19 protein-coding genes are annotated in these 22388 nt (G+C 68.5%); 7 read left to right on the top strand and 12 right to left on the bottom strand.

The features are described from left to right. Window positions 1-15: 15 nt before the first annotated feature. Window positions 16-1017, top strand: a complete 1002-nt coding sequence (locus H3H36_RS07680) for a 2-hydroxyacid dehydrogenase (RefSeq protein ID WP_182215945.1) — start codon at window positions 16-18, stop codon at window positions 1015-1017. 3 nt (window positions 1018-1020) lie between these two features. On the opposite strand, the gene H3H36_RS07675 is transcribed toward H3H36_RS07680, so the two are convergent. Both H3H36_RS07675 and H3H36_RS07670 read right to left on the bottom strand, forming a co-directional pair. Further along, window positions 1021-2979, bottom strand: a complete 1959-nt coding sequence (locus tag H3H36_RS07675) for an ATP-binding protein (RefSeq protein WP_182215942.1) — start codon at window positions 2977-2979, stop codon at window positions 1021-1023. Then, a complete protein-coding gene (locus H3H36_RS07670) occupies window positions 2976-3554 on the bottom strand; it encodes a TOL_0243 family YfiR-like periplasmic protein (protein ID WP_182215940.1) in 579 nt (192 codons plus the stop codon). The genes H3H36_RS07675 and H3H36_RS07670 overlap by 4 nt, the downstream gene beginning before the upstream one ends. Before the next feature lie 553 nt (window positions 3555-4107). Here H3H36_RS07670 and H3H36_RS07665 point away from each other — a divergent pair. The 3 genes from H3H36_RS07665 to H3H36_RS07655 all read left to right on the top strand — a co-directional run bounded on the left by H3H36_RS07665 (window position 4108) and on the right by H3H36_RS07655 (window position 8939). After that, window positions 4108-6075, top strand: coding sequence for a TonB-dependent receptor plug domain-containing protein (locus H3H36_RS07665; RefSeq protein ID WP_311196600.1), 1968 nt, complete (start codon window positions 4108-4110; stop codon window positions 6073-6075). Beyond that, window positions 6059-7429 carry an ABC transporter substrate-binding protein gene (locus H3H36_RS07660; RefSeq protein ID WP_182215935.1) on the top strand — a complete coding sequence of 457 codons (1371 nt, stop codon included), beginning with the start codon at window positions 6059-6061 and terminating at the stop codon, window positions 7427-7429. The genes H3H36_RS07665 and H3H36_RS07660 overlap by 17 nt, the downstream gene beginning before the upstream one ends. 139 nt (window positions 7430-7568) lie before the next feature. Next, window positions 7569-8939, top strand: a complete 1371-nt coding sequence (locus H3H36_RS07655; RefSeq protein ID WP_182215933.1) for a DUF3422 family protein — start codon at window positions 7569-7571, stop codon at window positions 8937-8939. A 12-nt stretch (window positions 8940-8951) separates the two neighbouring features. On the opposite strand, the gene H3H36_RS07650 is transcribed toward H3H36_RS07655, so the two are convergent. The 5 genes from H3H36_RS07650 to H3H36_RS07630 form a co-directional block, all read right to left on the bottom strand. Continuing rightward, a complete protein-coding gene (locus tag H3H36_RS07650) occupies window positions 8952-10082 on the bottom strand; it encodes an ABC transporter substrate-binding protein (protein WP_182215931.1) in 1131 nt (376 codons plus the stop codon). A 153-nt stretch (window positions 10083-10235) separates the two neighbouring features. Next, entirely contained in the window at window positions 10236-11228 is a 993-nt protein-coding gene (gene yjfF / locus H3H36_RS07645; RefSeq protein WP_182215929.1) for a galactofuranose ABC transporter, permease protein YjfF, read from the bottom strand. Further along, window positions 11225-12301, bottom strand: coding sequence for an ABC transporter permease (locus H3H36_RS07640; RefSeq protein ID WP_311196610.1), 1077 nt, complete (start codon window positions 12299-12301; stop codon window positions 11225-11227). Before H3H36_RS07640 ends, yjfF begins: the two co-directional genes overlap by 4 nt. A gap of 55 nt (window positions 12302-12356) precedes the next feature. Next, the gene (locus H3H36_RS07635; RefSeq protein WP_182215927.1) at window positions 12357-13937 is read right to left on the bottom strand and encodes a sugar ABC transporter ATP-binding protein; all 1581 of its coding nucleotides are present in this window, start codon (window positions 13935-13937) and stop codon (window positions 12357-12359) included. A 6-nt stretch (window positions 13938-13943) separates the two neighbouring features. Next, the gene (locus H3H36_RS07630; protein ID WP_182215925.1) at window positions 13944-14912 is read right to left on the bottom strand and encodes an ABC transporter substrate-binding protein; all 969 of its coding nucleotides are present in this window, start codon (window positions 14910-14912) and stop codon (window positions 13944-13946) included. Window positions 14913-15120: 208 nt separating this feature from the next. Here H3H36_RS07630 and H3H36_RS07625 point away from each other — a divergent pair, with 208 nt between their 5' ends. Further along, window positions 15121-15909 (top strand): alpha/beta fold hydrolase, encoded by a 789-nt coding sequence (locus tag H3H36_RS07625; protein WP_182215923.1) that lies wholly within the window; start codon window positions 15121-15123, stop codon window positions 15907-15909. Between the two features lie 12 nt (window positions 15910-15921). Here H3H36_RS07625 and H3H36_RS07620 read toward each other — a convergent pair whose 3' ends face one another. Genes H3H36_RS07620 through H3H36_RS07605 form a run of 4 tightly spaced genes read right to left on the bottom strand, consistent with a single transcriptional unit; the run spans window position 15922 to window position 19767 of the window. Then, window positions 15922-17316 carry a hypothetical protein gene (locus tag H3H36_RS07620; RefSeq protein WP_182215921.1) on the bottom strand — a complete coding sequence of 465 codons (1395 nt, stop codon included), beginning with the start codon at window positions 17314-17316 and terminating at the stop codon, window positions 15922-15924. Window positions 17317-17359: 43 nt separating this feature from the next. After that, entirely contained in the window at window positions 17360-17914 is a 555-nt protein-coding gene (locus tag H3H36_RS07615) for a hypothetical protein (RefSeq protein WP_182215919.1), read from the bottom strand. A gap of 5 nt (window positions 17915-17919) precedes the next feature. Beyond that, window positions 17920-18456, bottom strand: a complete 537-nt coding sequence (locus tag H3H36_RS07610; protein WP_182215917.1) for a hypothetical protein — start codon at window positions 18454-18456, stop codon at window positions 17920-17922. A 12-nt stretch (window positions 18457-18468) separates the two neighbouring features. After that, a complete protein-coding gene (locus H3H36_RS07605) occupies window positions 18469-19767 on the bottom strand; it encodes a hypothetical protein (protein WP_182215915.1) in 1299 nt (432 codons plus the stop codon). 346 nt (window positions 19768-20113) lie between these two features. Here H3H36_RS07605 and H3H36_RS07600 point away from each other — a divergent pair, with 346 nt between their 5' ends. Continuing rightward, window positions 20114-21457 carry an esterase/lipase family protein gene (locus H3H36_RS07600; RefSeq protein WP_182215913.1) on the top strand — a complete coding sequence of 448 codons (1344 nt, stop codon included), beginning with the start codon at window positions 20114-20116 and terminating at the stop codon, window positions 21455-21457. Between the two features lie 2 nt (window positions 21458-21459). Continuing rightward, entirely contained in the window at window positions 21460-22041 is a 582-nt protein-coding gene (locus tag H3H36_RS07595; RefSeq protein ID WP_182215911.1) for a lipase secretion chaperone, read from the top strand. 11 nt (window positions 22042-22052) lie between these two features. Here H3H36_RS07595 and H3H36_RS07590 read toward each other — a convergent pair whose 3' ends face one another. After that, window positions 22053-22268 (bottom strand): hypothetical protein, encoded by a 216-nt coding sequence (locus H3H36_RS07590; protein WP_182215908.1) that lies wholly within the window; start codon window positions 22266-22268, stop codon window positions 22053-22055. Window positions 22269-22388 lie beyond the last annotated feature (120 nt).

Here is a 22388-nt window from a genome sequence, read left to right as displayed (position 1 = left end):
ACCCACCCGCCTTCCATGCAGATCGCCATCTACAGCACCCAGCCCTACGACCGCCGCTTCCTGGACGAAGCGCTGGCCCATCACCCGGCCCACGCCGACGTCACACTGCGCTATTACGACGTCGCGCTGACGGCCGACACGGTGCCGCTGGCCCAGGACTGCCAGGCCGTGTGCGTGTTCGTCAACGACATCCTGGACGCGCCCGTGCTGGACGCCTTGCACGGGCTGGGGGTGCGCGCCGTGCTGCTGCGCTGCGCGGGCTTTAACAACCTTGATGTGCAGGCGGCCGGGCGGCTGGGCATGTTCGCGGCCCGCGTGCCGGCCTACGCACCCGAAGCTGTGGCCGAGCACACGCTGGCGCTGGTGCAGACGCTGAACCGCCACACCCACCGCGCCTACAACCGCGTCCGCGAGGGCAACTTCGCGCTCGACGGCCTGCTGGGCGTGACCTTGCACGGCAAGACGGTGGGCATCGTCGGCCTGGGCCAGATCGGCCTGGCCACGGCCCGCATCTTCCACGGCCTCGGTTGCCGCGTGCTGGGCCACGATCCGGCGCCCGATCCCCATTTCGCCACGCTGGGCAAGGTGGTGGCGCTGCCAGCCCTGCTGGCCGCCTCCGACATCGTCACCCTGCATTGCCCGCTGCTGGAGAGCACGCGCCACATGATCAACCAAGCCAGCCTGGCGCGCATGAAACCGGGCGCCATGCTGGTCAACACCTCGCGCGGCGGCCTGATCGAAACGGCGGCCGTGATCGACGCTCTCAAGTCGCGCCACCTGGGCGCGCTGGCCATCGACGTGTACGAGCAGGAGAGCGCGCTGTTCTTCCGCGACCGCTTGGGCGACATCCTCGACGACGACGTGTTCCAGCTGCTGCTGACCTTCCCCAACGTGCTGGTGACGGGCCACCAGGGCTTCTTCACGGTGGAAGCCATGCGCGAGATCGCCGCCACCACCTGGCACAACCTCGATTGCTACCTGCGCGGCGCGCCGTGCGCCAACCGCATCAGCTGCTGAGGTTCAGCTGTTGAGGGGCAGGGTCAGCACGAAGCGCGTGCCCTGGCCCAGCGTGCTGTCCACTTCGATGCGCCCGCGCAGCAAGCCATACACGATGTTGTAGACGATGTTGAGCCCCAGCCCGGAGCCGCCCTTGCCCAGCTTGGTGGTGAAGAACGGGTCGTAGATGCGGCCCATGTGCTCGGGCGCGATGCCGCAGCCGTTGTCGCGCACCGTCACCTCGACCGAATCGGGCGCCAGCGGGCGGGCGCCAACGACAATCTCGCCATCCGCGCGGCCTTCGAACGCGTGCGTCAGGGCGTTGTTGATCAGGTTGATGAGCACCTGGCCGAACGGCCCCGGATAACTGTTCATGGCGATCCCCGGCGGAATCTCCTGGCGCACCTTGATGCCGGTCTTTTTGACCGTGGGCACCAGCACCAGCAAAATCTCGGCCGTCAGTTCATCGAGCAGGAACGGCCGGCACTGCGACGTGGTGCGGTCCACCGCCACCTGCTTGAAGCTGGCCACCAGGTCCACGGCCCGGTGCAGGTTGCGCAGCACGATCTCGCCGCCCGCGTTGACGTCGTCGATAAAGTGATGCAGCGTGGAGCGCTTGATGCCTTCCTCGACCCGCTTGGCGAAGATGCGGGTCTGGTCGATCAGGGTGCTGACGGCCAGCAGGCTGTTGCCGATCGGCGTATTGAGTTCGTGCGCCACGCCGGCCACCAGCGAACCGAGCGCGGCCAGCTTCTCGCTGCGCACCAGTTCATCCTGGGCCCGCTGCAGCGTGGCCAGCGAATCGGCCAGTTCCCGGTTCACCCCCTGCATCTGGGCCGTGCGCAACTGCACCAGTTCCTCCAGCCGGTCGCGGTAATGCATCAGTTCCAGTTCGCCCTTCTTGCGCTCGCTGATGTCGGTCGACACGCCGCCCACGGCCCAGGCGTTGCCGTCGCCGTCGATCAGGGGGAACTTCTCGGAGATGTAGGTGCGCGCCGCACCGCTGGCGTCGGGCACGTCCTCCTCGTAGGTGTAGGACTGGCCGGAGACGAGCACGCCGTGGTCGGCCTCGCGGATCACCCGCACCACGTCCGGCGCGAACAGGTCGGCGTCCACGTGGCCCACGGGATCGGGCGCGCCGGCCGGCAGGATGTCGCGAAAGCGCTGGTTGACCATCAGGTAGCGCCCGTCCCGGTCCTTGATGTAGATGATGGCCGAGGACTTGTCGATGATGTTGCTGAGCAGGGACTGGCTGACCCGCAGCGCGTGCTCGCGCGCCGAGATGGTGGCCAGCATGGTGTTGAACGCCTCGGCCAGCCGGCCCATCTCGTCGTGCGCCTGCACCGGAGCCCGCAAGTCATAACGTTGCTCGCGCGTGACGCGGTCGGCCACGCGCGACAGGGCCAGCACGGGCTGGGTGACCAGACGGCGCAGCGTGAGCGCATACAACACCCCGCCCACCACCAGCGTCATCAACACCACGGCCAGCACCAGGCCATATTGGCGCATCCGTTCGGCCAGCGGCGGCAAGGCATATTCCACCTGCAGGTAACCGACCACCTCGTGCTCGAAGCGCACCGGCGCCAGCATGGTCAGCAGGTCGCCATGGAAGCGGTGGCCGCCGGCCACCTGCTCGCCTGGCCAGTCGCACAGCGGCGTGCCGGCCCGCGCGTAGCGCGCGAACATGCGCTGGCGCGCGTCGAACAGGCAGGCGCTGTCGATGTCGCGCGTGCCGCGCAGGGCCGCCAGCGTGCGCTCGGCGGCGGCCCGGTCGCCGAAGTTCAAGTCCACGTCCAGGTTGAGCGACACCAGGTCCATGCGGCTGGCCAGGTCCTGCACCAGGCGCGGACGCACCACCAGCAAGTCGTAGCTCACCAGCGCCAGCAGCGCCACCAGCATGGCCACCAGCGTCGTCAGCACCGACATCAGGAGCAGCTTGCGCGGCAGCGCCAGGTCGCGCAGCAGCGCGCGCCACGCCGTCATTTGGCCGCTCCGCCCAGCACCCGCTCGGCCAGCGCCAGCACGCGCGGGTTGAGGCTCATGCCGGAACGCTTGGCGGCCGCCAGGTTCACTTCGAACCGGATGGTGCCGTCCACCAGCATCAGGTTGATCATGCCGCCGTCAGCCAGGAACGAGGTGGAGTCGCCGATGGTGAGGATGGCCTGGTCGCGCAAGCGCGCCAGCAGCGCCCCCTGGCGCGCCTTCTCCGAGGCGCCGATGTAGAGCGCGTGGCAGGCGTCGCCCTCCTCGTTGCGGGTGATGGTGCGCAGCTCCAGCGGATGGCTGCCGGCGGCCCGGCTTTGCAGGCGGCGCGCGATATCGCCGGCGTCCTGCCCGATCACGCACACCACCAGCGGCGCGCGCGGGTCAGCCAGGGTGGCGGGCGGCCAGCTGGCGTAGCGGGTGAAGTTGAGGATGTAGGCGGCCTTGACCTGCTGTTCCGGCAAGGGCGTGTCGTCGGCCGCCAGCGCGCATGGCAGCAGCGATGACAGCGACAACAGGCTGGCACCCCAGCCAAAGCTGCCGAACCATTGCCACCACCGGCCACGTCGTTTCATCACCCCGCCCCTTTTGCGCCCATCCGGACGGCTTGCTCCGACCCGGCTTGCTCCGGCCCGCCCAGGGGCGCACCAGTTTGCTGTATATCAAATTTATTCTATCCCAAGCGCCGCGCGGCACACGGCATTTTTTGACCCGCGCGTGACGCGGCGGCCATCACCGGGCAAGCCGTCGCCACCGCACCGCCGTTGCGAATTTCTCACACTTTCAAGCCCGTCATTTCACAATCTCCCCGGTCCGCCACGGGAGCGCCGGCGGCGCCACCCTGCCGGTGTGCCCGCCCCATGCCAAGGCGCTTGTGGCGCCGTCCGAATTCGGGAATACTGGCCAGCAGGGGACGTCCCCGCCGACCATGAAGGGAAAGCCAGCCTGGCCATGCCTTACCCACCGCACCCACCGCACTCACCTCGCCCGCCGCGTTCCCCGGCGCCCTGCGACCCGTACGCCGAACGCCGAACGCATCGGTCGCGCCCGGCCGCCGGGCTGGCGGCGCTGTGGCTGGTGCTGGCTGCGGGCACGAGCCCGCATTGCGCGGCCAGCCAGGACGACACCGTGTTCGAACTGAGCCTGGACCAGCTGCGCAGCGTCAAGGTGCAGACGGCCACCAAGACCGCCACCCCGCTGTACGCCACGCCCGCCGTCGTCACGCTGGTCACGGCCGACGACCTGGCCCGCTACGGCTACCAGAGCGTGGCCGAAGCCCTGTCTCACGTGGCCGGCCTGGTCGAAAGCGACGATGGCCTGAACCACAACTTCGGCGTGCGCGGCATCAACGCCGGCGCCCAGGCGGCCAGCCGCGGCATCAAGATCCTGCTCGACGGCCAGCCGATCGCGTTCCGCAGCACCCAGCAGCAGTGGACGGGACTGGAGTTGCTCCCCATGAGCATGATCGAACGCATCGAGATCGTGCGCGGCCCCGTGTCCGTGCTGTACGGGGCCGACGCGCTGCTGGGCGCCGTCAACGTCATCACGCGCCGCACCGGCACCGAACAGCGCCTGGGCCTGAGCCACGAATGGGACAAGGATGGACGCAACGTCACTATCGCCAGCGGCAGCGGCGCCGTCCAGCATGGGCCATGGTGGGGCGCATGGGGCGTGCAGGGCGCGCGGCTGGAGCGGGGCGGCCAGAGCCTGCCCCGCATCTCGCCCGACTACCAGCGCTACGCGGCCGTGGCCACCAGCCCGGACGACGACAGCGCCCCGGGCACGCTCTACCTGCGCGGCGGCTGGCAAGGAGAACGCGACGAATTTGGCGCCAGCCTGTACTGGCAGCGCCAGGACAGCGACAACGTTTACGCCAGCCTCAATCCCCTGCTGCGCCCACCGAGCCACGTGCAACTGGAGCAGGGCTTTGTGCGCCTGAACTACACGGGCCGGCTCGATGCGCGCAACACGCTGCGCGCCAGCGCCAGCTACGGCCAGGGTGAACCGGGCAACGCGGACCGGGTGCGCACCGGCGCCAGCGACTACTACCTGCTGCGCGACTTCGGCTACCACGCGCTGGACGCCAGCGCCGAGTGGCTGTGGCAGCCCGGCGAGAACAGCAGCGTGCTGCTGGGCGCGGACGTGCTGCGCGACCGCGAGACGCTGGAGTCGTTCCAGCGCTACCGCATCGCCGATGGCAACCTGTTCCAGCTCAGCGAACCGGGCCAGCGCACGCTGCGCAACACGGGCCTGTACCTGCAATGGCAGTTCCCGCTGGCCGCGGCGTGGCAAGCCATCGCCGGCGCGCGCGCCGACCACCACTCCGTGTATGGCACCCAGAGCTCGCTGCGCGCCGGCGTGGTCGGCCGCGTGCGCGACTGGGGCGTCAAGCTGCTGGGCGGTACGGCGTTCCAGGCGCCGTCGGCCGAGCTGCTGTACCGCACGGCCGTGCAGCCGGGCGACATCACGGGCAACCCGGCGCTGGCACCGCAACAGGCGCGCACGGTGGAGGCGCAACTGAGCACGCCGGCCGCGCCGCACTGGAACGGCACGCTGACGGCCTACCACACGCGGGTGCGCGACCTGGTCACGCTGGAACAGGCGTTCTTCAACCTGGTGGCCCGCAACAGCAGCGACAGCACCGTCAACGGCGTGGAGCTGGAGCTGCGCTACCAGCACGAAGGCTTCAACGGCTACGCCAACGTCAGCCGCGCCAACAACCGGCGCAGCTTGAACCGCTACACCCTGGCGCCGCTGGCCCAGCGTCCCGGCGGCGAACTGTTCCCCGCCAACAGCGCCAACTTCGGCGCCAGCGTCGGCCTGTACGACCAGCGCTTGCTCGTCAGCCTGGACAACCGCTACGTGGGCGCGCGCCCGGCCGCCACTGCCAACGTGCTGCTGGCCAACCAGGATTATCAGTTGTCCGGCTACGTGGACAGTACGCTGACGGCGCGCTGGACCATCAACCACCATGGGCAACTGCGGTTGCAATTGCGCGACCTGTGGAACAGCCGCTATGTCGATCCCGGCGTGGGCGGCATCGACTACCCCTCGGCCGGACGGCGCTTCGGAGTCCAGTATGAATACCGCTTCTGATCACGCCACGCGGTGCGCCGCCGGCACGGCCGGCGAGGCCGGCCAGCGTCTCCGCGCCGTCCCCTCGGCCGGCCGGCGCGCGGCCTGCCTGTCGCTGCTGGCCATGCTGACATTATCCGCCTGCGGTGGCGGCGGCACGGGCGACGCCACCACGGCGCTGCCGTCCCAACCCATCCTGGCCATGATCGATCCGGCCGCCATCAACATCGGCTCCGTGGGCTGGCGCACCTCCACCCGCGACGCCTTCCTGCTGGCGGCCAAGCAGATCAACGACGCCGGCGGCGTGCTGGGCAAGCGCCTGAACGCGATCGCGCTGGTGGCGCGCGACAACGCCGAAGCGCAGGCCATGGGCCAGCAACTGCTGGACGCGGGCGTGACCATCCTCAACGTGTCCACCTCCACCCGCGTGCTCAACCTGCTGCCGCAGGCGAAGCTCAAGGCGGTGCCGATCCTGACGGAATCGAGTTCCTCGCCCACCCTGAGCACCATCGCCGACGACGACCTGATCTTCCGCATCGGCGTCTCCGACGTGGACGCCACGCCCGTGCTGGCGCGGCTGGCCTGGGACGCCGGCAAGCGCCGCGCCGTGGTGCTGGTGAACGCGGGCGACGCGTTCGGCGCCGGCCTGGCCAGCCTGTTTACGCCCGCGTTCCAGGCCCTGGGCGGCCAGGTGGTGCAGACCGTCACCATCCCGTTCGGCCAGAAGAACGGTTTCGACAGCTACCTCAAGCAGGTGTACGACGCCCGGCCGGACGTGATCCTGAACGGCATCCTGGCGGCCGACATTTCCGCCAATGTGCTCAACGAAGCGCTGCCCTACCAGAACCGCGCCCTGTGGCTGCTGCCCGGCACGGCGGCCGGCAACCAGACCTTCCTCGACAACCTGGCCGACCCGGCCCGCATCGTGGGCGGCGCCATCGGCGCGGCCGCCACCATCGGCGCCTACGACAATCCGTCCTACCAGGGCTTCCGCGCGCGCTACCTGGCCCAGTACGGCGCCGAGCCGCAGGACTTCACGGCCCCCGTGTACGACATCGTGATGGTGATGGCGCTGGCCATCGAGCGGGCCGGCCTGCTCAACCGGACAGCCAGCCCGACCGGCGCCATGGTGCGCGCCGCGCTGCGCGACGTGATGAACGCGCCGGGCCAGACCGTGCGCCCGGACGATATCGGCGCCGCGCTGGCCCTGGTACGCCAGGGCCAGGACGTCAACTACAGCGGCGCCTACGCCGACGTGGACTGGGACAGCCATGGCGACATCGTGGGCCAGGTCCCGTTCACCGTGTTCCGGCTCGACACGGCCGCCGGCACGTGGGACGCCTCGCAACAGCTGACCGTCACCGTGCCGCGCTGATTTGCGGCGCCGCCGGCAAGCTCGCTCGCCACCTCGCTTGCAACGTTGTATAGACAGTCGCGCCATCGCGCGGTTGTGCCCGTTTGGGCGGGCCGATATACTGCTTCGCAACCATCCATCCGACTTTCCTGGGGCGCCCATGTCCGACGCTTACCGCGACCATACCGACTTCGCCAAACTCAATCATGCCCTGCGCGTGCCGCTCGCAGCCGAGATCCATTCGCGCCCCTTCCTCAAGCTCGAAGCGCCGGAAACGCTGACCCATTTCGCACTGTACGCGCCGCAGGAGGGCGCGCCCGGCGCCAACCACCGCGCGGCCCAGCATGCGATCCTGCAGGAGTTGTGCCGCCACTTCGGGGTGGCCGTGCCGCATGCGCAGGCGCGCTACTTCTACCACGACTTCGGCCGCTTCCGCCTCAAGTGGGAATGCCACACGGAGTTCGCCACCTACACCTTCGTCGAACAGGCGCAGGCCGGGGCCGACTGGCGCCAGGCGTTCGGCCACCCGCCGCTGCGCCATGTGCCGCAGGAATGGCTGGCCAGCCTGCACGGCAAGATCATCGTGGCGGCCCACGTGGTGCTGACCAACAGCGACGCCGACCAGCCGGCCGACGTGGCGGCCATGCGCGAACTATTCCAGGGCAACCTGGTGGGCAGCGGCGTGGAACACGGCGGCGAGATCTGGACCGACTTTTTGATCCAGCCGGACGGCTTCTCGCGCTTCGTGGTGCGCGACCGGACACTGCGCGAATCGCAGGCCGGGCGCCTGGTGGGCAAGCTGCTGGAAATCGAAACCTACCGCATGATGGCGCTGCTGGCCCTGCCCCAGGCGGAATCGACCCAGCCGGCACTGAACGCGGTGGAAAATGAACTGGCCGGGCTGACGGCCACCCTGGTGCAAAGCGACCATGACGTCTCCACCGCGGCCGTGGCCCGCGACAGCAAGGAGGAGCAGCTGCTGCTGCACCGCATCACCAGCCTGGCCGCGCGGGTGGAAGAACTGTCGGTCAACAACAGCTACCGCTTCGGCGCCGCGCAAGCGTATTTCAGCCTGGTGCAGGCCCGCATCCAGGAGCTGCGCGAAGTGCGCATCGAAGGCATGCCCACGCTGGAGGAATTCATGGGCCGGCGGCTGGCGCCGGCCATGCACACCTGCACCTCGGTGGCGCGCCGGCAGGAAGCGCTGGCCACCCGTATCGCGCGCAGCAACGACCTGCTGCGCACCCGGGTCGGCATCGAGCAGGAACGCCAGAACCGCCAGATCCTGCAATCGCTGGACACCCGCTCGGCCCAGCAACTGCGGCTGCAGCAGGCCGTGGAAGGCTTGTCGGTGATGGCCATTTCCTACTATTCGCTGGGACTGGTCGGCTACGCGGGCAAGGCGCTGAAAGCGGCCAACCTGCCCGTCAATCCGGAGCTGCTGACCGGGCTGATGGTGCCGCTGGTGATGGCCGGGGTCTGGCTGTTCCTGCGCAAGCTGCACAAGCAGTTGCACACGGCGCGCCACTGAGCGCGCCCCGCCTTAGTGGGCGCGCAGCGGCACGGCCGCGCCGTCCTGCACCTGGGTCAGGTAGACCCGGCTCCAGCCCTGGTGGTCGTGCGCGCTGAACGCGACGGGATTTTCGCCCAGCGTCATTTTCAACTGCTCCAACGCCTTCAGCAGGCGCGCCCGAGTCGGCTCATTGCCGCAGCGGCGCAGCGCCTCCACCAGCAGCATGGCGTCCGCATAGCCTTCCAGCGAACCGTAGTTGCGCGCGGCCGGCACCACGTCGGCCTGGTACTGGCGCACCAGCGGATCGCTGGCGTCGGCCGGCGACGGCATCACCTGGCTCAGGATCACGCCCTCGCCATCGACACCCGCATGCTTGATCAATTCGCTCGTGCCGGTGAAGGACACGGCCATGAAACGCGACTTCAGCCCGGCCGAGCGGGCGCGCCGCAGCAACATGGCCAGCGGACGGTAGGTGCCGATGAAGATCACCGTGTCCGGCGGCTGGCGCAGCAGCTTGTCCAGCCCCGCGCTCACGTCGATGGTATTGCGCTGGAAGCGCACTTCCTGCGCCAGTTTCAGGTTGCGCTTTTGCAGCGCGCGCAGCACGCCGGCCTTGCCCGCCTCGCCGAATTCGTCATCCTGCAGGAATATGGCGATGCGCGCGTCCGCATGGCCGGCCGTGGCCTGGGCCACCAGCGCTTCCGCTTCGTCGTAATACGAGGCGCGCAGGTTGAACACCACCGGCTGCACGGGATGGCGCAGGAACTCGGCGCCGGAGAATGGAAACAGATAGGGCACGCCACGCTGGGCGGCCAGCGGCACGGCGGCGGCGGAGGTGGGCGTGCCCACGTAGCCGAACAGGGCGAACACCTTGTGCACGTCCAGCAGGGTGCGGGTGGCGGCCACGGTCTGCCGGGGATCGTAGCTATCGTCCATGCTGACGAGGGTGATGCGGCGGCCGTTGACGCCGCCGGCCGCGTTGATCTTGTCGAGATAGGCGTGGGCGCCGGCCCGCAGTTGCAGTCCCAGGCCGGCGGCCGGGCCGCTGAGGGCATTGGCCATGCCGATCCGGATCGCACCCGGGTCCACACCGTCGTCGGCACGGCAAGCGGCGCACGCGGCGACCAGCATCCATGCCACCAACAGCCGCCATCGTCCCATCGCTCGCCTCGCCAGTCTCGTTATATCCTGAGAGTATCATCAAGGCAGCGAAGGTTGTCAAACGCCAATTTTTTTTCAGGCTGGCGGCCGGGCACGGGCCGCCAGCCGCCGTTGCGTGCCTGAGACAGGTGGCCACGGTGCCGCCCGCCCTGTTCAGGACAGCCGCCCCGCCGCGCCGATGGCCAGCAGCCGCTGCACCAGGCAGAACAGGAACAGCAGCGCGCCGATCACGATCCGGGTCCACCAGGAGCTGAGCGTGCCGTCGAAGGCGATCAGGGTCTGGATCGTGCCCAGCACCAGCACACCGGACAGCGCGCCGGCCACGTAGCCGTAACCACCGCTGAGCAAGGCGCCGCCGATGACGACGGCCGCGATCGCATCGAGCTCCGTGCCCTGCGCGTGCAAGCCATAACCGGACAGCATGTAGAACGCGAACAGCACCCCGGCCAGCGCCGCGCACGCGCCGCTGCCCGCGTAAATCAGCACCTTGGTGCGCGCCACGGGCAAGCCCATCATCCGGGCCGACTGCTCGTTGCCCCCGATGGCGTACACGGTGCGGCCGAACGCCGTGAAATGGGCCAGCCAGATGGCCAGCGCCAGCACCAGCAAGGCCACCACCACGCCAGGCGAGATGGTGCCGCCAGGGACAGCCAGCTGGGTGCGCGACATCAGCACGAACAGCGGGTCGTCGATGGTGATCGAGTTAATGCTGATCAGGTAGCACAGGCCGCGGGCCAGGAACATGCCGGCCAGCGTGACGATGAACGGCTGCAGCCGGAAATAATGGATCAACGCCCCCATGGCCGCGCCCAGGCCCGCGCCCAGCGCCAGCACCAGCGCGATCACCAGCAGCGGATGCACATGCCAGCGATGCAGCAGCGTGGCGGCCACCATGGTGCCCAGCGCCAGCACGGAACCGACGGACAGGTCGATCCCGCCGGACAGGATCACGAAGCTCATGCCCACGGCGATCACCAGCAGGAAGGCGTTGTCGATCAACAGGTTGAGCAGCACCTGCGGCGCCAGCAGGCCCGGATACGCCACGCCGCCGGCGCCCAGCAGCAGCACCAGCAACAGCAGCGTGGCCACGGAAGTGAAGTACGGCGACGCCAGCACGGCGCGCCCGCGCCAGGACAGCTTGCTCATGCCGCACCTCCGCTCGCGCGGCGCGGAAAGAGGCGCCGCCACAGCCTGCCCGCTTGCGGCGACTGCGACAGGCACACCATGAACACCACCACCGACTTGAGCACCATGTTCACTTCCGGCGGCCAGCCCAGCGAATAGATGGTGTAGGTCAGGGTCTGGATGATGAGCGCGCCGAGCACTCCGCCCGGCAGGCTGAATTTGCCGCCGGCCAGCGAGGTGCCGCCCAGCGTGACGGCCAGGATGGCGTCCAGCTCCAGCAGCATGCCGGCATTGTTGGCGTCCGCGCTCTTGATGTTGGAACTGATCATCAGCCCGGCCAGTCCGGCGCAAGCGGAGCAGAACAGGTAGACGAAGAACACCAGCGTGGCCGTGCGCACCCCGGCCAGCCGCGCCGCCACCGGGTTGATGCCGACGGCCTCGATGAACAGGCCCAGCGCCGTCTTGCGCATCAACAGGGCCGTGACGATATACACGGCCGCCACCAGGTACAACGCGAACGGCAAGCCAAGCAGGTAGCCGCCGCCGATGAAGAAGAACGGCTGGTAGTAGACGGTGACGATCTGCCCGTCCGTGAGCAGCTGCGCCAGGCCGCGCCCCGCCACCATCAGGATCAGCGTGGCCACGATCGGTTGCAGGCCCAGCCCCGCCACCAGCAAGCCATTCCAGGCGCCGCACAACAGGGCTGCGCCCATGGCCAGGCACAGCGCCCACGCCATCGGCATATTGCTCACGTAACGGGGCACGCCGTGGTCTATCGTCAGCGTGCCGCCGATCAGCATGGCCGCTACCGTGCCGCTGATGGCGACCACGGCGCCCACGGAAATGTCGATGCCGCGCGTGGCGATCACCAGCGTCATGCCCAGTGCCGCCAGCATCAGCGGCGCGGCGCGGTTGACGATGTCGATCACGCTGCCGTACAGGTGGCCGTCGCGCAGTGTGAGCCGGAAGAAGTCCGGCACCAGCAGCAGGTCGAGCAGCAACAACAGCGCCAGCGCGGCGGCCGGACGCGCCAGCGGGTGACGAACCAACCTCGCCACCACCGACGACAGGGCCGAGATGGCCGAAGGGGCGATGCGCTGGCCACGCGCTGCCAGCAGGCGCGCTTCGGCCGCTGGCGGATTCAAGGTTTCATGCACAATGTTCTCCCGCCGCGATCACTTGCAGCACTGAGGTTTCGTCCAGCGCACCGCGCTGGTATTCGCCGCACGCCTTGCGGTCGCGCATGACGAGCACGCGGTCGCTGTAGCGCAGCACTTCCGGCAGTTCGGAGGAGATGAACAGGATGGCCATGCCCTTGCGGCACAGCGCGGCCACGTAGTCCATGATCTCCTGCTTGGCGCGCACGTCGATACCGCGGGTGGGCTCGTCCAGAATCAGCATCTTGGGCGCCGTGGCCAGCCAGCGCGCCAGCAAGACCTTTTGCTGGTTGCCGCCGGAGAGCAAGCCTATCGGCGTCTCGATGCTGGCCGTCTTCACGCCCAGCGCCCGCACGTATTGCCTGGCCAGCGCCTGCTGGCGTGGCAAGGGAATGGGACGCAGCAGCCCGCCGCGCGCCTGCAGGGCCAGCGCGATGTTCTCGCGCACGCTCAGGTCGAGGATCGCGCCTTCATGCTTGCGGTCTTCGGAACAGAATCCCACGCCGGCCGCGATGGCATCGCGCGGGGAATGAAAGCTGCGCGCCTTGCCGTCGACGGCGATGGCGCCGCTGTCGGCCCGGTCGGCGCCAAACAGCAACCGTGCCGCTTCCGTGCGGCCGGAGCCGAGCAGGCCGCACAGGCCCAGCATCTGGCCCTGGTGCAGGTCGATGTCGAGCGGCGCCAGCGCGCCCTTGCGGCCCAGCCCACGCGCGCGCAGGAAGGGCGTGCCGCCAGCCGGGATTGGTGCGACGGCAGCCTCGTTGGCATCGTCCGCCGCATTGGTGCCGGTGTCCGCTGGCGCGCCCACCATCTTGTTCACCAGCGCCAGCCGTGACAGCTCGGAACAGGCATACTCCCCTTCCCGTTCACCATTGCGCATGACAGTGATGCGGTCCGAGATGGCGTAGGTCTGGTCCAGGAAGTGGGTGACGAACAGGATCGCCATGCCTTGCGCGCGCAAGTTGCGCAGCACGGCGAACAGCAGGTCGACCTCGCATTCGTCCAGGCTGGACGTGGGTTCGTCCAGGATCAGCACCCGCGCCGACACGCTGATGGCGCGCGAGATGGCCACCATCTGCTGGATCGCCAGCGGATAGCGGGCCAGCGGCGCCGTCACGTCCACCTCGATCTGCAAGCGCTTGAGCAGTTCCGCCGCCTGCCGCCGCATGGTGCCCCAGTCGACCGCGCCCCACTTGCGCGGATAGCGGCCGATGAAGATGTTCTCCGCCACCGACAGGTTGGGGCACAGGTTCACTTCCTGGTACACGGTGCTGATGCCCAGCTGCTGGGCGTCCAGCGTGGAGGCCGGGTGGATGGGGCGGCCGTCGAGCAGGATCTCGCCCTGGTCGGGTGTGTACACGCCGGTCAGCACCTTGATCAGGGTCGACTTGCCGGCCCCGTTCTGGCCCATCAGCGTGTGCACTTCGCCCGGATACAGGCGCAGCGCGACATCGTTGAGGGCTTTCACGCCGGGGAAGGACAGGCAGATGCCGCGCAGCTCCAGCACCGGCGCGCGCGGCGGCGTCGCTGGCGCTGCAGCGGCGGCGCCCGTGTCACTGAGGGTCAAGCTCATGGCGCGTCAGTATTTGCGGTTCGGGAATTCCCGCGCCGCGATTTCAGCCGGGAACACGCCTTCCTGCGTGGTGATGCGTTTCGGGACCGGCTTGGCGGCCACCACGTCGGCCGCGATCTGCATCAGCTGTGGCCCCAGCAAGGGGCTGCATTCCACGGTGACGTTGAGCTTCCCGGCCATCATGGCCTCGAACGCGCCCTTGACGCCGTCGATCGAGACGATGGTGATGTCCACGCCCGGCTTCAGGCCCGCTTCCTCGATCGCCTGAATCGCGCCGATGGCCATGTCGTCATTGTGGGCGTAGAGCACATTGATCTTCTTGCCCTCCGCTTTCAGGAACGCTTCCATCACCTCCTTGCCCTTGGCGCGGGTGAAGTCGCCCGTCTGCGAACGGATGATCTTGAACTTGGGATTGGCGGCGATGACTTCCTCGAAGCCCTTCTTGCGGTCGATGGCCGGCGCGGAACCGACCGTGCCTTGCAGCTCGACGATGTTGACGGTGCCATCCGGCGCGGCATTCTTCGCGTGCTCGAGCAACCACTTGCCGGCGCGCCGGCCTTCCTCCACGAAGTCCGAACCGATGAAGGTGACGTACAGCGTATCGTCCGTCACGCTGACGGCGCGGTCGGTCAGGATGACGGGGATCTTGGCGGCCTTGGCCTCGCGCAGCACCGTGTCCCAGCCCGATTCCACCACCGGCGAGAACGCGATCACGTCAACCTTTTGCGCGATGAAGGAGCGGATCGCCTTGACCTGGTTTTCCTGCTTCTGCTGGGCGTCCGCGAACTTGAGCGTCACGCCGGCCTTCCTGGCGGCGTCCTTGATCGAGACGGTATTGGCGGTGCGCCATTCGCTCTCCGCGCCCACTTGCGAAAAGCCGATCACCAGGGGCTTGGCCGCCAACGCGGTCAACGGGGAAGCGGCGCAGGCGGCGAGGATGGCCGTGGCCAGGATGGTTCTGCGGGTGAATTTCATACCAGTCTCCTTGAAGTTTTTGGTACCACTTTTGGCGCCGCCAACGGGATCGTCGGGCACGCCGCCGGCCTGTATCGGCCGTTACTGTTCAGAGATGGTAGGAGAAAGGCAAATGTCGTACTAATGACATTTATTTCAAAATTGATATTGATTTCGGTATGGCAGGCGGGCGCGTATAATGCCCGCTTTGTTTTTTCACCCGCACCTGATGATCACCACCGCCCTGCCGCCGGACGCGCGGCCCGCCCTCGTCCTGCTCCACAGCTCCATGAGTTCCCGCGCCCAGTGGGCCGACCTGATGGCCAGCCTGGAAGCGGGCTTCCGCTGCATCGCCGTCGACCTGCTCGGTTACGGCAAATCGCCCTTCCCCGCCGTGGACGGCCCCTATACGCTGGGTCACGAGGTGGACGCCATCAACGCCGCCATCGCCGCGCGGCTGACGCCGGGCGAAGCGTTCCACCTGGTGGGGCATTCATATGGCGGCGCCACGGCCCTGCGCCTGGCGCGCCAGATGCCGCAACGGGTGCTGTCGCTGACCGTGTTCGAGCCGGTGGCCTTCCACCTGCTGCCGCCAACCGACCCGGCGCGGCGCGAGATCGTAGCCGTGGTGGACGCCATCGAGCGCGCCGCCAGTCCGCACGATGCGACGCGCGTGTTCATCGATTACTGGAACCGGGAAGGCGTGTTCGACACGCTGCCGGCCGCGCAGCAGCAGCGCTTCACGTCGCAGATCGCCAAGGTCAGGCTGGATTTCGAAGCCTTGCTGGGCGAGCCGGCCACGCTGGCCGACCTGCAGGCGCTGACGATGCCGGCGCTGGTCATGTCCGGCGCCGCCAGCCCCGCGTCCACCCGCCGCCTGGCCGCCGAATTGGCTGCCGCCCTGCCCAACGCGGCCGCCGCCCAGACCAAGGGTGGCCACATGGCGCCGCTCACCCATGCAGCCATTGTCAACGAGATGATCGCCGGCTTCCTGGCTGGCGCCGAGGTTGACGCCTGACCCGAGCAACGCTCAAAGGTAGCCGCAGCGCGCCAGCATGGCGTCCGCCTGCGGCCAGGCCGCCGCCAGCCGCGTGCCCAGCGTTCGCAACGCGGACGGCTGGAAGCCAAACAGGCTGGCTAGCGCCAGCCAGTCCTCATCGGATGCGCCGGCGCGGGACGCCACGCCATCGTTCCGTGGCGCGATGCAGGGCACCAGTTCAAGCGGCGCCTGCGCCAGCCACTGTGCCACCTCCTCCACCACATCCACAGGATGCGCCCCATGCGCCGCGTTTGCGCCGCCGGCCGCCGCGCGCCACGCCCGCGCCAGCGGGTCGAACACGGCCCAACGGGCGCAGCGCAGGCTGGACGCGGTGCGCAACTCCGGCCCCAGCCCGCGCAGCAGTGGCGAGGCGGCTGCCGGCAACGCGCGGCCCGTCGCCAGCGCGTCGAGCATTTCCACCAGCAAGGCGCTGCCGACGTAACGGGGACAGGCGGCGGCCAGCGCCCGCGCCGCCCGCCTGGACGCCTCGCCGCGCCCGTCGAAGGCCAGCGCGCCGGCCAGGCTGTACCAGGCCAGCAGCGGCCGCACCACGGCCAGCAGCACGGCCCGCCGCGCCAGCACGTCGCCTTCGATGCGGTTGGCGATGGCGGGACTGAACTGGGCGTATTCCGCATACACGACATCGATCAGCCGCGCCGCCAGCACGGAGCGCGCCGCCACGCGCGCGCGCAACTGGCGCAGCGCGTGTACTTCGTCCGACTGGGCCGAGCCGGTGGCGGCCGAGACGACGAAGCACACGGTCGTGGTACCGGCCGCGCAGCCACCCGGCGGCGGGCCGCTATCGGGGCCGCCGTCGTTGCCGCCGCAATCGCTGCCATCGCCGCAGCCGCCCTCGTGGTCGTTCACGTTGCGCAGGCACTGGCCCAGCTGGGCGCGCAGCACGTTCTCGTCGCCGATCACGCTCGACTCCACGTCGGGCTGATGGTTCACTTCCAGGAACACGTGCGCCATCTCGTGGTACAGCAGCACGGGATTGGGCACGGTGATGTTGTCGCCGTTGTTGTTGCGCGCCACGATGCCCTTGCCACAGCACTGGCTCACGTCATACACGATGCGGATCACCAGGTGGCCGGGGCTGTGGTCCGTGTAGGCTTGGGCGTTGCCTGTGATGTCGTTGCCCTTGTACGGATCGTTGCCGCCATTGAGCGCCGTGACGATGATGGGTGCGCCGAAGTCGGTGTTGGCCAGCGCGCTCAAGCGGTCCGCCGTGGGCAACTGGCCGCTCACGTCGTCGTAGGTGAGCTGCTTCATGGTGGCGTCGCCCACCACGTCCAGCAGACCCACGCCGCCGCTCTGGCCGGACACCACGTCGAAGTTGTTGAAGGCGGTGGCCGTCTGGCCCGCCAGGTCGAGAAAGATGGTCATGCGCGGACTCCCGCGGGCTGGCGGCCAGGTTGGCTCGTGTTGGCTAGTTAATGCCGGGCGGACGATTGCCGTCGCCGCCCACCTTGGGCAGATCCGGCATCCTGGCCCGCTCCACTTTCGGGCATGGCTGGTAGGTGCAGGCCGGCGGCGTTTGCTCCGGCGGGCAGCAGCGCTCGATCTCGGCCTGCAGCGCGGCCAGGCGCGCACGCTCCAGCGCCGCCGCGGGCTGCCCGGCTTCCTCCATGGCGCGGACCGCGTCCAGGTCGTCGGCCATGCGTCGTTGAAGCTGCGTCTGGATGGTCATCTGGGTCAGCATGGCGCAGGTGTTGCGCGAGATGTTCTCCAGCGCGCAGATCACCGTGTCGGTCTGCTGCGTCAGGTGGAACAGCAGCTTGACCGCCTCGATGTCGATCAGCGCGATCGTGGTCAGGCCATTGACGGTGGCGTTGAAGCCGGCCTTGACGTCGGCATCGACCGTGTCGACGCTGCTCTTGACCTGGTTGGTGGCGTTGGTCTCGGCGATGCCGTCCGCATGCAGCGTGGACAGGTTGGTGTTGACCGCCTGGAGTTGGTGGAATACGTCGTCGATCGATGCCATGATGCTTACTCCTTCGTTCCGGTGGGACTGATGGTGGCCCGCGCAAGCTCGCCCTGCGTGCGCAGGCGCTGGCGGTGTTCCTCGGGCGTGGCGCCGGCCGGCTTGTCGAACGGCGTGTCCGCGAACTGGATGTGCAGCTCGACCTGGTCGATCCGCGTGATGGCTTGCTCCACGAACGCCATGCCCAGCCCCTTGGCCGGAACCCGGCGCCGGATCACGGCCGGCACGCCCAGTTCCAGCGTGGCGCGGCTGTGCGGGGGCACCTCGACCTGGCTGGGCGTGCGCGGATGGTCGGAAATCATCTTGATGGTGTCGGGCAGCGCCGGCGTGCGTTCCGTCAGGTACAGCGTGAGCACGCCGCTGGCCGCGTCGTACTCGTAGGCGCGGCGGCTGGTCCACACGTGCAGCGGCACGCCGCCCGGATTGTCCACTTCCACCAGCAGCTGGCGCGGCTCGCGGTCGCACGGAGCGGCCGCGCTCAGCGCCTCGGCGCTGCGGCGCCGCAGTTCGGCGCCAAGTATGTTCAACGGTTGGGTCGTCATATGCACCTCGGTTCAAATGAAACCATGCCGCGCCAGCGCGCTGATGGCTTGCGGCCAGGCCTGGGTCAGGCGCGCGCCCAGCGCGCGCCGCGCTTCGGGACGGAAATCGAACAGGCCGGCCAGCGCCGACAACTCGCCGTCCAGCATGGCGTCGGCCGGCTGTGCCAGCTTGTCGAGCGGCGCATCGGCCAGCCATTGCGCCACCTCGGCCCGCACGTCGCGCCGCGCGCCGGCCGCGCCCCAGGCCCGCGCCAGCGGATCGAGGATGGCCCAGCCCGCATGGGGCAGCGCGGCGGCCTTGCGCACATCTTCCGCGAACGAATGCAGCAACGGCGGCATCTTGTCAGGCAGCGGCTTCCCGGCGCGCAGGCCGGCCAGCACGCCGGCCACCGAGGTGCGGCCCAGGTAGCGTGGGCAAGCGCGCTCCAGGTCGCGCATGGCCTGCTCGGCGCCAAACCCTTCGCCATCGAAGGCAAGCACGCCGGCCAGCGTGTACCAGGCCAGCAGCGGCCGCACGGCCACCAGCAGCACGGCCTGGCGCGCCAGCGCGTCCTGTCCCAGGCGGCCCGCGATGGCGGGGCTGAACTGGTAATACTCCTCGTAGATACGGTCGATCAGCGTGGCGCCCAGTTGCGTGGTGCCGGCCACCAGTTCGCGCAACGCCCGCAACCGCCGCACTTCCTCCGATTCGGGCGAACCCGTGGTGGCCGAGACGATGAAGCAGCCGTTGACGGTGCCGCCGCACGTGTCGCCGGCGCCGCAGCCGCCGCCGTGGTTGTTCACGTCACGCAGGCACAGTCCTTCCTGGCTGCGCAGCACATTCTCGTCCGTCTCGGCCGGAATCTCGTCGTTGGTCTGGGTGGTGCCGGTGGCCGCCCGCAGCGCATGCGACAGTTCGTGGTACAGGATCACGGGGCCGGGAAAGCTGATCTGCTTGCCGTTCACGTCGAACGCGAAAAAGCCGGAACCGAGGCACTGGCTCGAATCGTACACGACGCGCACGATGGCGCTGCCGCTGCTGCTGTCGATATAGGTTTCGCCGGCCACCGTCTTGAGGTCGATGCCGGTGATGGGATCGGTGCCGTCGTTGAGCGCGCTGATCACGATCGGCACGCCGAAGTCCGTGTTGACCAGCTGGTTGATCCGGTCCGCCGTGGCCGGCGCGCCGGCCGTTTCGATGTAGGTGACCTGGAACACGGTGCTGTCAGTGGGGACGTTGATTTCACCGAGGCCGCTGTCGCTGCCGGTGGCCGTGAACAGGTCGCCGAACGCGATATCGGGCGTCCCGCTGGTATCGATAAAGACGGTCATGGCCAGCCCTCCCGCAACGGTGCCGCCCACCCCGGACGGGATGCCGTCGCGGCCACCATGGAGACATGCTAGGCCGCTGGCGAGCACTGCCTTTGATCTGCCGCAGCGTTCGGCGTGGCGCGACACACCATCGCACACCGCCTGTTACCGCTGGTCGGTTATGATGCGGCGCGCCTGTTGTAACGTGCCCACAATGCGCGCGCCGCACGCACTCCATGCTCGCCCCCGGCGTGGCTTGCGCGGCCATGCGGTTGGCCTGCCGCGAACGGCCGTGCGCGCCGGAGGCCTGGCGCATTCGTGTTGAAATCAGCTCACCCGAAACACAAACGAAAATATGGAGACCAACATGATGCGAAGGATCGTAGTGCAGGCAGCGGGCCACGTGGCGCAACTGACGATCGCGGCGGCCTGCCTGGCCATGCCGCAAGCGCAGGCCGCCAACAACTATCCGGTGGTGATGGTGCACGGCTTCCTCGGCTTCGGCACGGATGAACTGCAAGGCACGGGCTTCCTGTACTGGGGCGGCAGCAACGACATCGCCGGCCACCTGAGCGGCGCCAACCACCAGGTCTACGTGGCCGGCGTGGGGCCGGTCAGCTCGAACTGGGACCGCGCGGTGGAGCTGTACTACCAGATCAAGGGCGGCTGCGCCGACTATGGCGCCAAGCACACGGCCGCCTACGCCGCCTTCGGCGCGATTCAAACGCCGTCCGGTAAATGCTGGGCCGCTGATCCGAACAACAATCCCAACCACTATCCGCTGGCCCTGTATCCGGCGTGGGACGCCAACCACCCGATACACCTGATCTCGCACAGCCAGGGTGGCCAGACGGTGCGCACGCTGATCCAGCTGATGGAAAACGGTTCGCCCAACGGTAACGAAGGCGGCGGCGACCTGTACACGGGCGGCAAGGTGGGCTGGGTCAAGAGCGCCACCACCATCGCCACGCCGCACAACGGCACCACGCTGCGCGATGTGATCGTGGACTACGTGCCCAAGGTGTCGGAACTGGCGGGCCAGATCGTGCAGGTGGCGGGACTGGGCGGCAGCACCAACCCGGTCTACAAGTTCCGGCTGGAGCAGTTCGGCCTGGCGCAGGGTCCGAGCGAATCGATCAGCGACTTCATCTCGCGCACCCAGGGCGCGCCGTTCTGGCAACTGGCCAACCACGATTCGGCCCAGTGGGACCTGGGTCCCGATGGCGCGCGCGAACTCAATACCTGGGTGCAGACCTCGCCCAACGTCTACTACTACTCGATCGGCAGCGACGCCACGGAACAAGGCAGCTGGTGCTGCAACGGCACCGACCGCATCATCGCACCGTTCCAGAGCAGCAGCTACCAGTACGCGCGCGATGACATGATCTTCTTCACCAAGAACACGGCCGGCGAATGGGTGGTGCCGTCCATCCTCCAGCGCGGCATGGGCTCGTACACGCAGACCGACCCGAGCCGCGTGCTGATCGACAGCAGCTGGTTCGCCAACGACGGCGTGGTCAATACGGTGAGCATGAAGGCACCGGCCGGCCAGCCGGTGCGCAACTACAACGGCAGCTCCGTGCGCGGCACGTGGAACTACCTGGGCTACTACGGCGCCTACGACCACTTCGACGTGATCGGCTGGCTGCAGCCCGCTTCCGGTGTTTATCCGATCTACGACAACATCGCCGGCATCATCTTCGGGCTGTAACCATGCGCCCCGGCCCAGACTTGCGCCACGCCTGCGCCGGGGCGACCGTCCTGGCTGTGCTGCTGTATGCGGCATGGCCAGCGGCGGCGCCCGAACGCACGGTCGTGGTGGATCACGATAACTACTTCGCCTTCGTCAAGGCTACGCCAGCCGCGGCGGCGGCGGTGGCGCCAGCTTCCAGCGCTGGCGTGCAGCGGAATGGCGCTGCAAATGACGCGGCCGACTTGCCAGCCTCGCCAACGACGCTGTCACACATGGAGGCCGAGGTGCAAATGCTGCGCCAACAGGGCGCGGACGAGCAAGCCGTGTACCGCTTGCGCGCGCACCGCGTCAACGCGCAGATGGCGGCGCAACTGGCCGAACGCGAACAGGCGGAGACGGCATGGCAGCGTCGCGTGCAGGCGTACCGCACCGAGCGTGACGTTGTGGCCAGGTCCGGCCACGATGGGAGCGGTGACGCGCCGGGCAACGGGGACGGACAAGCGGCCCAGGTTCGCCTGCGCGCGCAGCGCTTCACGCCGGATGAACAGGCGCGGCTCGACGCCAGCCTGCCGCCAGCCCAGCCGCAGTTGCGGCTCGATTGAACGGATCGGCATCAGCGCCGCGTTGCATCGTCGTCCGCACGGTCGTAGCGCAGCCACCACGGCAACCGCCGCTTGCGGCGCTTGACGGTGGTGGATTGCTCCTGTCCGGCCCGAAGCGCCGGCGGTGGCGCAACCGGCAAGGGAAAGCCGACAAACACCATCACCAGCAAGACGGGCAGCAGCAGGTAGAACAGGGGACGCTTCCAGTTCAGTTTGTCTTTTATCATCTTCCGCACATGGGGATGGGTGGACCGGGTGCAAGGCGTTGGGCAAAAACACAACAAGCGCGAACAGTCGGATGCCGTCTCGCCAAATTCAAACCAGGCGTCCACATTCAATTATCCGCA

Origin of the sequence: Rugamonas fusca (genome assembly GCF_014042365.1) — a bacterium.
Taxonomy (GTDB): Bacteria; Pseudomonadota; Gammaproteobacteria; order Burkholderiales; family Burkholderiaceae_D; genus Rugamonas; species Rugamonas fusca.
Note: the sequence above shows the minus strand (reverse complement) of the source record. Positions and strands in the feature narration are given on the sequence as shown.